The following is a 10,285-nucleotide window of genomic DNA, read 5'->3' as shown; positions in this document are numbered from 1 at the left end:
CCCGGACCGGTGTGGCACTATGCGAACCATGGCTGACGCACCCACTTCGCTCGTTCGATCGACCACCGCGGCAGGCGCCGAGCTCGCCGTCCTCACCTTCGACCACGGTCCGCTCAACCTGTTCGATCAGGCCATGTTCGACGCGGTTGCCGCGAACGTTGCCGATCTCGTCGCGCGACCTCCGCGGGCGGTGTTGTTGCGCGCCGAGGGCAAGGTGAACTCTGCGGGCGTCGACGTGCACGTCTTCGATGGTCTGTCCGCTGCGCAGGGTGCCGATCTGTGGCGTGGATTGTTCGCACAGATCGCCCATCCGCTCGAGGCGTTGCCCTGCCCGGTGATTTACGCCGCGCACGGTTTGACGCTCACGGCGGCGTTCGAGATCTCGCTGGCGTGCGACATCATTCTCGCCGGTCCCAAGGCCAAGTTTGGTCTGGTCGAGACCGTCGTCGGTCTGACACCGTCGATGGGCGGACCGCAGCGCCTCGCCGAGCGGGCCGGTTCGGGTCGAGCTCGCGAGCTCGTCATGACCGGTGATCTGTACGACGCGCAGACGCTGAAGGAGTGGGGCGTGGTCAATCAGATCCACGACGACGTCGATGCCGCTGCGCTGGCGCTGACACATCGACTGGCCGACGGCCCCACCGTCGCGCATGCGGCCACGAAACAGATTGTGGCAGCGTGGCGTTCGGGCGGCGTGGCCCATGCGGACGAGATCACCTCGGAGGTCTCCGGAGCACTGTTCGAGACCGAGGATCTGCGGGGTGCGGTGAAGAGCTTCCTCGAGGTCGGCCCGGGGAATGCGACGTACACGGGCCGTTGATCGTGCGTATTGCCGCGGTTGGAAGGTCGGCTGGTCCGTCACCGCCAGCCGTCGATCGCGACTTCTAGTGGTCGTCTTCGTCGAGGAGCGCGGTCATCTCGCGGGCCAGGGTCGCAAATGCGCGCTTGCCCTCCGCGGTATCGCTTCCGGGTACCTCGAAGGCAGTGGTGATGATCGAGCTGAGGACGGCGAACGTCTCCGCGAGAGTTGGCGAGTCGTCGGTATGAAGTACGGGCTCCGCCAGCAGGGGTCCCACCATGAGCAAGCTCAAGGTGTGGCTCAGCGTTTCGGGGGCGGTGTCGTGACGGATGAGCCCGGCTCGTTGCAGTCGGCCGACGAACTCGGCTCCGAGCAGCACTCGCGGCCGGTATCGCTGGGGACCATGTTCGCTCAGCAGTCCGGCCAGTACCCGTTCCTGCTGGGTGTAAAGTGCGCAAAGAAATTCGCACCGTAAAAAAACTTCGATGCAATGGTGGTAGATCCGCGAGAGTCGACCGCCCTCAGGGTCGGCGATTATCTGCTCGGCCGCTTGGGCAAGATAGCGTCGAATTTCGCGACGTACCAGTGCTTCGAAGAGTTCCTTCTTGTCTCGGAACTCCAGGTAGAAGGCACCTTTGGATACACCTGCAGAGCGAGTGATGTCCTCGATGCTTGTCTTGCGAAATCCGTGCCGGGTGAACAATTCGGCTGCAGCCTCGTACAGCTGGACCCGTCGCTCGGTCATGCGCGGCAAACCGGGTAATGGTCGGTCAGGAAGTCGAGTAGGACCCGGTTGAAATACTGGGGATTGTCCTGGTTCGCGTTGTGGGAGGCCTGCGGGATCACCTCATATCGACAGTGTGGGTCTCGTGCCGCCCAAGCGGGTGCGGTTCGGGCAATGTTCCCGGTGCGATCATGCTTTCCGTGCGTCAACAGGAGCGGTACTTCGATTCGGTAACCGGGCTTCGGTCGCATCGATTCCGCCACTCCTCGCCAGATGTGGAGGAAGTCTTTCTTGGACATCGCGCCGATTGCCTTCTCGGCGTATGTGCGGACATTGTCGTGCAGTGCGGTCGACAGTGCGACGGTTCGCTTGAGGTGCGCCCAGGGCCAGGGGACGAACCACCACGGTGACGATCGCAGTGCCCACCGCTCCCACCACGCCATCGGTATCGTGATGCAAGTCGATCCGATGATTACCATTGCCGTCACCCTGTCGGGCTCGCGAAGCAGCATCTCCTGGGATATGTATCCCCCCAGCGACTGCCCGCCGACGCAGATCGGACCTACGACCCCAAGTTGGTCCACGATGGCGACCAGGTCGTCGGTCATGTCGGAAACGTCGATCGGAACTCGGCCGATGGGCTGCGACCGGCCGTGTCCGCGGATGTCCCAGGTCAGAACTCGATATCCGGCGGTCACGAGCGTTCCGAGTTGCTCATCGAACATCCGATGATCCATCGACGCACCGTGGCTCAGCGCGATCAGCGGTCCATCCGGCGGTCCGCTCAGCCATACATGAATCTGCGAACCGGCCCTGGAGACCACATGTCGTGTCTGCTCAACTCGTGCTTCTTCGTCCCTCATGAATACAGTTTGACCAAAATCGGCATTTTGGTCAAACGTTGATCGGCCGGGTAAGGCGTCGTCGTTTCCGGGCGACGGATCGAGGTATCGACCTTGTGGTGCCCGTAGCATCGGGTGAGTGAGTACTGATCAGCTGGCCGAACTGCACCTGCACATCGAAGGGGCGCTCGAACCTCCGCTGATATTCGATCTTGCCGAGCGCAACGGATTGTCGCTGCCGTACAACGACATCGATGAACTGCGGGCGAAATACGAGTTCAGCGACCTGCAGTCGTTCCTGGATCTGTACTACGCGAACATGGCCGTGCTGCGCACTGCCGAGGATTTCGCCGATCTCGCCCGGGCCTACTTCCGCCGCACCGCGCAGGCCGGGGTGACGCACGCGGAGATCTTCTTCGATCCGCAGGCGCACACCGAGCGCGGTGTCCCGCTCGCGGCCGTCGTCGAGGGATTGGCCGACGCATGTGCGTCCAGCGAGCGCGAATTCGGTGTCACCAGTGGGTTGATCGCGTCGATCCTGCGGGACAAGCCGGTGCTGCATGCCAATCAACTGTTGGACGATCTGTTGGCCATGCAGGCCCCGATCATCGGTCTCGGCCTCGATTCCGCAGAGGTGGGCTACCCGCCATCGCTCTTCGTCGACGTGTTCGCCAAGGCCCGCGCCGAGGGTCTGCACGTCGTCGCCCATGCCGGTGAGGAAGGTCCACCCGACTACATCTGGCAGGCACTGGATCTGCTGAAGGTCGAGCGCATCGACCACGGGGTGCGGTGCCTCGAAGACGAGGCGCTGGTGAATCGTCTTGTCGAGGAACAGATTCCGCTCACGGTATGCCCACTGTCCAACGTCCGGCTCAAGGTGATCGACACTGTCGAGCAGCTGCCGCTGCGACAGATGCTCGAGCGGGGCCTGTCGGTGTCGATCAACTCGGACGATCCCGCCTACTTCGGCGGCTACGTCGACGACAATTTCGCTGCCCTCGAAGCAGGTATGGGGTTGACCTTGCAGGAGCGAAACGTGTTGGCCGAGAACTCGATCCGCGCGAGCTTCGTGACTGTCTAGATCAGCTCGCCGTCACCGAGATCCTGGGGTAGCCGGTGGCACCGTCGGGAACGGTGTCTGCGGTTCTGTTGGTCTGCAGTTCTCCCGCGGAGTTGGTGGCGCGGGCGCGGATCGAATGCGGCCCCGCGGGTAGGTCGAGCTCGACCGTCCATTGCCGCCAGGTGTCCTTGGAGTACTCCTCCGACAGCGTGGCCGGCACCCAGTTGCCCTCGTCCACTTGCACTTCCACGCCGTCGATTCCGGTGTGCTGGTCCCACGCCACTCCGGCGATCACCGTCTGTCCGGCCGGCACGGAACTGCCCGATTGCGGGGTGTCGATCCGCGAGGCCGTCTTGATCGGTCCGCGTTCGCCCCAACCTCGGTCGGTCCAGTATGCCGTCGCGCGGTCGAAGCGGGTGATCTCGATGTCGGTGACCCACTTGGTCGCCGAGACGTATCCGTACAGACCGGGGACGACGAGCCGGGCGGGGTAGCCGTGCTCGACGGGCAGCGGTGCACCGTTCATCCCGACGGCCAGGAGGGCGTCGCGGCCGTCGAGCAGAACCTCGAGGGGAGTGCCCGCGGTGAAGGCGTCGCTGCTCGACGACAGGGCCATGTCGGCGTCGGGGGAGATGCCTGCCTCTTCGAGAATGTCCTTGAGCGGGTAGCCGATCCACGTCGCATTGCCCACGAGGTCGCCGCCGACGATATTGGACACGCAGGTCAACGTGACCGTCTTCTCCACTGCCTGGCGCTCGGCGAGGTCGGCGAACGTCAGCTCGATCTCGCGGTCCACCATGCCGTGGATGCGCAGCGACCAGTCCTCGGACGCCACGCGCGGCACGACCAACGCGGTGTCGATGCGGTAGAAGTCGTCGTTCGGGGTGATGTACGACGCGAGGCCGTCGATCTGCAGGTCAGCCCCGGCCGGTATCGGGGGTTGCGGCGTCGGCGTGGGCAGCATGAAGCCGAGTCGATCGGCGGTGACGGCGCGGGCGGAGGTGAGCATCCGTCCGGCTGTTCCGGCGACGACGCCGAGTACCGCGGCACCGGCGGCGAGAGTGAGGAAGCTGCGTCGGTTCATTCCCTCGGTCGCAGGCGCGGCGGCACCGATGAGGGCGTGCAGCACGACGATGCCGACGATGACGCCGCCGATGGTCGGGACTGCGTAGAGGGCCGTCGCGTCGGGTCGGGTCACTGCCGCGAGTACGCCCACGACGCCCAGTGCGGCGAACACCACGGCACCGATCGGCTTGCGGGGGATGCCTGCCGCCGCGGCGATCGCTCCGATCACCACTGCCATGCCGATGAACAGTGCGAGCTTGTCGGAGGTACCGAACGTGTCGATGGCCCATTCACGGATCGGGGCCGGACTGTTGTCGACGGCCGAGGAGCCGACGGCGGTCAGCGGTGACGAGTTGGGTCCGATGGGGACGGCGATCAATTCACCGACGCCGAGGACGACTCCGGCGGCGACGATGCCGGACAGCGCGCGTTTTCCTGTGCTCACTCGTTCCAATGTAAGCGTGCGGGGAGTGGCTGCGTGCACGGGACACTCCACTCGACCCGTTGGCCTGGGGAAACCCACTCGACGGTCGCAGGAGTGGAGCAAAAATTGCGCGCAGCGCTACACCGGTCGGCCGCTCAGGACAGCAGACGCTCGAGATAGTCGCTGCCGAACAGCTTCATCGGGTCCATCGCATCCCGAACACGCAGGAAGTCGTCGAAGTGTTCGCAGGTATCGCGCAGCTCGTCGCCGTCGAGGGAATGCAGTTTGCCCCAGTGTGGCCTGCCGCCGACGCTGCGGCAGATGGCCTCGACGGCGTCGAAGTACTCGCGGTGATCTCGCCGGTGGTACTGGTGCACGGCGATGTAGGCCGTCGGGCGTCCGTACGCGGTGGAGAGCCAGATGTCGTCGGCCGCGGCGAACCGCACTTCGACAGGGAACGCGATGGACACGGCAGACCGTTCGAGCCAGCGATCCACCTCGCGCAGCACCCCGCCGATCTCGGCTACAGGCACGGCATATTCCATCTCGACGAACTTGACGGTCCGCGACGACGCGAACACCCGGTACGAACGATCGGTGTACTCACGCGCCGACAGCGCCCGGGCCGAGACCGAGTTGAGGCGCGGAATCAGGGCAGGCACCCGCGTCACCACGCGGTTGAGGCTCTCGAAGACGGTGTTGGACAGCAATTCGTCGTCGAGATACGAGCGCACCTTTCCCAGCGGACGCAGCGCAGCGTCGCCGGGTAGGCGGGTGTTGCGTTTGGTCAGCACCCGGTCGGTGTGCGGAAACCAGTAGAACTCGAAATGGTCGACGCCTGCCACGATCGCATCGAGATCGGCGAGCGTCGCCCGGAGCGTCGACGGCTCCTCGACGGCCCGGAGGGCGAAGGCCGGAACGCATTCGAGCGTGACTCGGGTGATGACACCGAGCGCACCGAGCCCGACGCGGGCCGCGTGGAACAGTTCCGTGTTCTCCTCGCGAGAGCACCGAACGAGCCGGCCGTCCGAGGTCATCAGCTCCAGTGCGTACACCTGGGTAGCGATGCCGCCGAAGCGGGCTCCGGTTCCGTGAGTGCCCGTGGAGATGGCTCCGGCAATCGATTGTTCGTCGATGTCGCCGAGGTTGGTCATGGCCAGGCCGAGGTCCCACAACCGCGCGGTCAGATCGCCCAGCCGGGTGCCTGCGAGCACCGTCACCCGGGCGGAACCGTCGTCCTCGCGCACCACCGATTCGATCCCGCGCAGCGAATCCAGGCTGATCTGAACGCCGTCGGTGACCGCGATCGGAGTGAACGAGTGGCCCGCTCCGACGCACCGCACCGTCCGAGATCGTTCGACGGCATCCCGCAGAATCGCACGCAACTCGTCCACCGATGAAGGCTCGGCTCGATGCACCGGATACGCATGCTGGTTGCCCGCCCAGTTCTGCCACGACCGCTCGATCATCGAATCACTATCGCACTGCTCGAACCGAAGGTCGTTCCGCAGGCTCCACTGCTGCAACCTCCAGGTCATTCCGCAGGCTCCACTGCTGAAACCTCCAGGTCATTCCGCAGGCTCCACTGCTGCAACCTCCAGGTCATTCCGCAGGCTCCACTCCCGTGGGTCAATCGGAGGCACAGAACTCGTCTGCGCCCTAGGATCGGGTGATGCAATCGAGGCTGCCCGCTGATGTGCGGCGCGCACAACTGGTGCAGTCTGCGATCGATGTCGCGGAGCGGGTCGGCATCGAGTCTCTGACCGTGCGCGCTCTCTCGGAGCACGCCGACGTCACCAAGGGCATCGTGCAGTACCACTTCGAGACCAAGCAGGATCTGGTGATCGCGATGGGGGAGCACCTCATCGTCGACGTCACCGAGATTCTGCATGCCGCGTTGGACAGCGCGGTGGGCACGCGCGAACTCCCGGGTGTCCGTGGTCTGCGCGAGCTGGTGCACGGCGGTCTGAGCGCGGTGTGGTTGCTGATCGAGAAGTCACCGGGTCGGCAGTTGCTCGCGTACGAGATCAAGACCTACTTGCTGCGCCATCGTGCGCTCGGGTCCGCCACGGCCGCCGAGATCGCCAGTGGGCAGTACCGAATCCGGGACTCCGAGGCCCGGTTGTTCTTCGAGAAGTGTTCCGCCCACACCGGGACGCGATGGCTGGAGCCGGTGGCGTCGATCGCGCGTTTCGGGATGGCCACCCTCGACGGCCTCGTGCTGCGATGGTTGGTCGACGGCGACGATCTCGAGGTGCTGGCGCAGATCGACGACCTGTCGGGTCTGATAGCGGCCAAGGCTCAGGACCGCTGAATGCTCGCCGGGACTTCTCGGCTGTGGAGTGTTTGACTGTTCGGACCTGGCAACGACAAAGGAATGAGCCGCATGAGTTCGATCGCCGGTGTCGCAACCACCGACACGACACCACTGTCCCGTATCGCCGCTGCCACCGAAGGGCTCGAATCGCCATTGGCTGCAGTCGATCTGGCGGCCCTCGATGCCAATGCTGCGGCGCTGCGAGCACGGGCGGACGGAGTGCCGATCAGGATCGCGAGCAAGTCGGTTCGGTCCCGGGCGGTTTTGGAGCGGGTGCTCGCGGCCGACGGCGTGAGCGGGGTCATGGCGTACTCCCTGCGTGAGGCGATCTGGTTGGCACGCCACGGCGTCGAGGACATCCTGATGGGGTACCCGACGGTCGACCGCACCGCCCTCGCCGAGGTCGTCAACGATCGTGTTCTGTCGGGGCGCATCACGCTGATGGTCGACGACGTCGCACAGCTGGACATCGTGCGCGACGCCACCGCCAGTGATCTTCTCAAGCCCCGTATCTGTCTCGACGTCGATGCCTCGCTGCGGATCGGGCCGCTGCACATCGGTGTCAGACGTTCGCCACTGCGCGAACCCGAGCAGGTCGCCGCCTTCGCGCGGGCGGCGCATGCGCGGGGGTTTCGGGTGGTCGGGCTGATGTTCTACGAGGCGCAGATCGCCGGTGTGCCCGACGCCAATCTCGCGGTGGAATGGATGAAGTCGCTGTCGTCTCGTGAGATCTCCACGCGCAGAACGGCGGTGGTCGAGGCCGTGACCGCGGCAGTCGGCCGGATCGAGATCGTCAACAGCGGCGGTACCGGGTCGATCGAGTTCTCGGCGGCCGATCCCGTCGTCACCGAGGTGACCGCGGGATCGGGTCTGTTCGCGCCGACGCTCTTCGATCGGTATCGCGCGTTCTCGGCCGAGCCCTCGCTGTTCTTCGCGTTGCCCGCGGTGCGCAAGCCGACGCCACAGATCGCGACGCTGTTCGGCGGTGGCTACATCGCGTCGGGCCCGGCGTCGACGTCGAGGTCCCCGCGGCCGATCGCGTGGTCGAGAAAGGCCAGGGGCGTGGTGACGTCCGGTTTGAAGTTGCTGCGCAACGAAGGCGCGGGCGAGGTGCAGACTCCGGTGAGCGGAGCGGGAGAGATCAGGATCGGTGATCGCGTCTGGTTCCGGCATGCCAAGGCCGGCGAGCTGTGCGAGCGATTCGACACCCTGCATCTGGTACACGCCGACGGGTCCGTCGAGGCGGTCCCCACCTATCGTGGTGAGGGCATGGCGTTCGGCTGAATTCCGTTCTCGCACAGGCTCATGAAAGTGCCGAGGGTGACCAGTCCGGCCGGGGTCGACGGCAGGTACCGGGTCAGTGCCCGCGACCGGACCAGTATCGCGGCCCACTGGCCTCGCGAGACGGCGACGTTGAGTCTGTTGCGGGACAACAGGAATCCCATGCCTCGTGGCACGTCTTCGATTGCCGACGCGGCCATCGAGATCAACACCACCGGTGCCTGTCGTCCTTGGAACTTGTCGACGGTGCCCACCGAGACCTCGTCGAGTCCGGCGGCCGCGAGTCTTTCGACGATGACGGCCACCTGCGCGTTGTAGGCGGCGACGACCAGGAAGTCGCCCTGGTCCATCGGCCGCGCACCCTCGAAGGATTGCGGGTCGCTCCACAGTCGGCCCAGCAGCTTCTGCACGTGAGTGACGATCTCGTCGGCTTCCTCCACCGAGTCGGTGGAGTTGCCGTGGTGGTCGAGGTAGACGACGTGCAGGCCGGGTTCGAGCGACTCCAGTGAACGTGCTTGTGTCACAGCACGGTTGGACTCGAGCTTGCCCTCGTAGGACAGTGCTGAGACCGGCGCGCACAGATCGGGATGCATCCGCCACGTCGTGGCCAGGAAGTACCCGCGGTCGGCGGGCAGGGTCGGGTGACCGTTGGTGATCCAACCCAGAGCCGACTCGTCCACGGGTTCGGGGTGGGTGCCCTGGCTGACCTGCGGCAACTGTGCCGGGTCGCCGAGCAGCAGCAGGTTGCGTGCGGACACCGAGACGGCGATGGTGTTGGCGAGCGAGAATTGTCCGGCTTCGTCGATGACCAGCAGATCGAGCGACTCGGGCGGAATGCGGCCGGGGTTGGAGAAGTCCCAGGCGGTACCGCCGATGACGCAGCCGTCCTCGGCCTCGGTGACGAAGCGGGAGTACTCCGCCGGGTCGACGACGGTGTGGGCGGTCGGGGCTTTCTTACCCACCCGACCCGGGTCGACTCCGGCCTGAACAATCGTGTCCAGCAGATTGTTCACCACGTGATGCGACTGGCCCACCACCCCGACCCGCCAGTGATGGACATCGACCAACTCGGCGATGACCCGCGCAGCGGTGTACGTCTTCCCCGTCCCGGGTGGTCCCTGTACGGCAACGTACGACCGGTCCAGATCGAGCAGTGCCGCCGTGGCGGCCGCCGCGTAGTCGCCGGCGTGCACCTCGGGAAGTCCGGTGCCGGAACGGGTTCGGGGTGGCGACAGCGTCAGCAGATCGGCGACGGCCGCGCGTGGAAGGTCCGGCAGTGCGGCGTGGACCTCGGCGGCGACGGCAACGATCGCCTGCTCCAGATACTTGGTGGCCGGGGGCGGTTCGGGTGCGGTGGCGACGGGGAAGTCGGGGTACTCGTCCACTCCTTTGCGTAGGTTCTCCTGCACCACCACCATGTCGAGGGTGCCCTCGTAGCCCGCCTCCACGATCTCGACCGTCGTGGTCGCGCGATGGGTCGGCTGCTGTTTCGGTAATCCCTCCGGGGCCGGGTTTTCGTAGAGCAGCTTGACCTTCGAGCTCGACAGGACGCCGCTGCTCAGGTGTCCCAACAGCTTGAGCTGTCGTCGCAGGACCCGTTGCTTCGGTGCAGTTTTCATCCAGTCGTGCACCAGCTCGGCGCGCTCGACCTTCAGCACGTCGGCCGCGTCGGCCCACTCGTCGAGCGGGTGGGTGAGGCGATCGAAGTGCGCCCACCAGAACGGCTTTCGCTCGCGTCGGTGGTAGCCGATGGAACCGGAGAACAATGCGACG

The 10,285-nt window shown here is 65.5% G+C and carries 9 protein-coding genes; 4 read left to right on the top strand and 5 right to left on the bottom strand.

All coding sequences use genetic code 11. From position 1 onward, the window contains the following. The first annotated feature begins 28 nt into the window (after positions 1 to 28). Positions 29 to 820, top strand: coding sequence for an enoyl-CoA hydratase/isomerase family protein (locus CH256_RS08845; protein WP_094669370.1), 792 nt, complete (start codon positions 29 to 31; stop codon positions 818 to 820). A 64-nt stretch (positions 821 to 884) separates the two neighbouring features. On the opposite strand, the gene CH256_RS08840 is transcribed toward CH256_RS08845, so the two are convergent. After that, positions 885 to 1,544: a TetR/AcrR family transcriptional regulator gene (locus CH256_RS08840; RefSeq protein ID WP_094669369.1), complete on the bottom strand. Its 660-nt coding sequence runs from the start codon at positions 1,542 to 1,544 to the stop codon at positions 885 to 887. Further along, a complete protein-coding gene (locus CH256_RS08835; protein ID WP_094669367.1) occupies positions 1,541 to 2,386 on the bottom strand; it encodes an alpha/beta fold hydrolase in 846 nt (281 codons plus the stop codon). The genes CH256_RS08840 and CH256_RS08835 overlap by 4 nt, the downstream gene beginning before the upstream one ends. A gap of 118 nt (positions 2,387 to 2,504) precedes the next feature. On the opposite strand from CH256_RS08835, the gene CH256_RS08830 reads away from it, so the two are divergent. Beyond that, positions 2,505 to 3,446: an adenosine deaminase gene (locus CH256_RS08830; RefSeq protein ID WP_094669366.1), complete on the top strand. Its 942-nt coding sequence runs from the start codon at positions 2,505 to 2,507 to the stop codon at positions 3,444 to 3,446. Position 3,447: 1 nt separating this feature from the next. Here the strand turns inward: CH256_RS08830 and CH256_RS08825 are convergent, their stop codons facing one another. After that, a complete protein-coding gene (locus CH256_RS08825) occupies positions 3,448 to 4,935 on the bottom strand; it encodes a molybdopterin-dependent oxidoreductase (protein WP_094669364.1) in 1,488 nt (495 codons plus the stop codon). Between the two features lie 134 nt (positions 4,936 to 5,069). Continuing rightward, positions 5,070 to 6,383: a D-arabinono-1,4-lactone oxidase gene (locus CH256_RS08820; RefSeq protein ID WP_094669362.1), complete on the bottom strand. Its 1,314-nt coding sequence runs from the start codon at positions 6,381 to 6,383 to the stop codon at positions 5,070 to 5,072. Between the two features lie 203 nt (positions 6,384 to 6,586). Here CH256_RS08820 and CH256_RS08815 point away from each other — a divergent pair, with 203 nt between their 5' ends. Both CH256_RS08815 and CH256_RS08810 read left to right on the top strand, forming a co-directional pair. Further along, the gene (locus CH256_RS08815) at positions 6,587 to 7,228 is read left to right on the top strand and encodes a TetR/AcrR family transcriptional regulator (protein ID WP_068053247.1); all 642 of its coding nucleotides are present in this window, start codon (positions 6,587 to 6,589) and stop codon (positions 7,226 to 7,228) included. A gap of 72 nt (positions 7,229 to 7,300) precedes the next feature. After that, complete coding sequence (locus CH256_RS08810) at positions 7,301 to 8,515, top strand: alanine racemase (protein WP_094669360.1); 1,215 nt, start codon at positions 7,301 to 7,303, stop codon at positions 8,513 to 8,515. Here CH256_RS08810 and CH256_RS08805 read toward each other — a convergent pair. After that, a partial coding sequence (locus CH256_RS08805; protein ID WP_179272041.1) for a DEAD/DEAH box helicase occupies positions 8,485 to 10,285 on the bottom strand: 1,801 nt, incomplete at its 5' end. The genes CH256_RS08810 and CH256_RS08805 overlap by 31 nt on opposite strands.

This window comes from Rhodococcus sp. 05-2254-6, assembly GCF_002258565.1.
Lineage (GTDB): Bacteria > Actinomycetota > Actinomycetes > Mycobacteriales > Mycobacteriaceae > Rhodococcoides.
This window is presented reverse-complemented; position numbering and strand designations above follow the sequence as displayed.

What these genes read in the sequence shown, in the direction of transcription:
- CH256_RS08845 (WP_094669370.1), top strand. Translation starts at nt 29, where the DNA reads ATGGCTGACGCACCCACTTCGCTCGTTCGATCGACCACCGCGGCAGGC.
- CH256_RS08840 (WP_094669369.1), bottom strand. Translation starts at nt 1,544, where the DNA reads ATGACCGAGCGACGGGTCCAGCTGTACGAGGCTGCAGCCGAATTGTTC.
- CH256_RS08835 (WP_094669367.1), bottom strand. Translation starts at nt 2,386, where the DNA reads ATGAGGGACGAAGAAGCACGAGTTGAGCAGACACGACATGTGGTCTCC.
- CH256_RS08820 (WP_094669362.1), bottom strand. Translation starts at nt 6,383, where the DNA reads ATGATCGAGCGGTCGTGGCAGAACTGGGCGGGCAACCAGCATGCGTAT.
- CH256_RS08815 (WP_068053247.1), top strand. Translation starts at nt 6,587, where the DNA reads ATGCAATCGAGGCTGCCCGCTGATGTGCGGCGCGCACAACTGGTGCAG.
- CH256_RS08810 (WP_094669360.1), top strand. Translation starts at nt 7,301, where the DNA reads ATGAGTTCGATCGCCGGTGTCGCAACCACCGACACGACACCACTGTCC.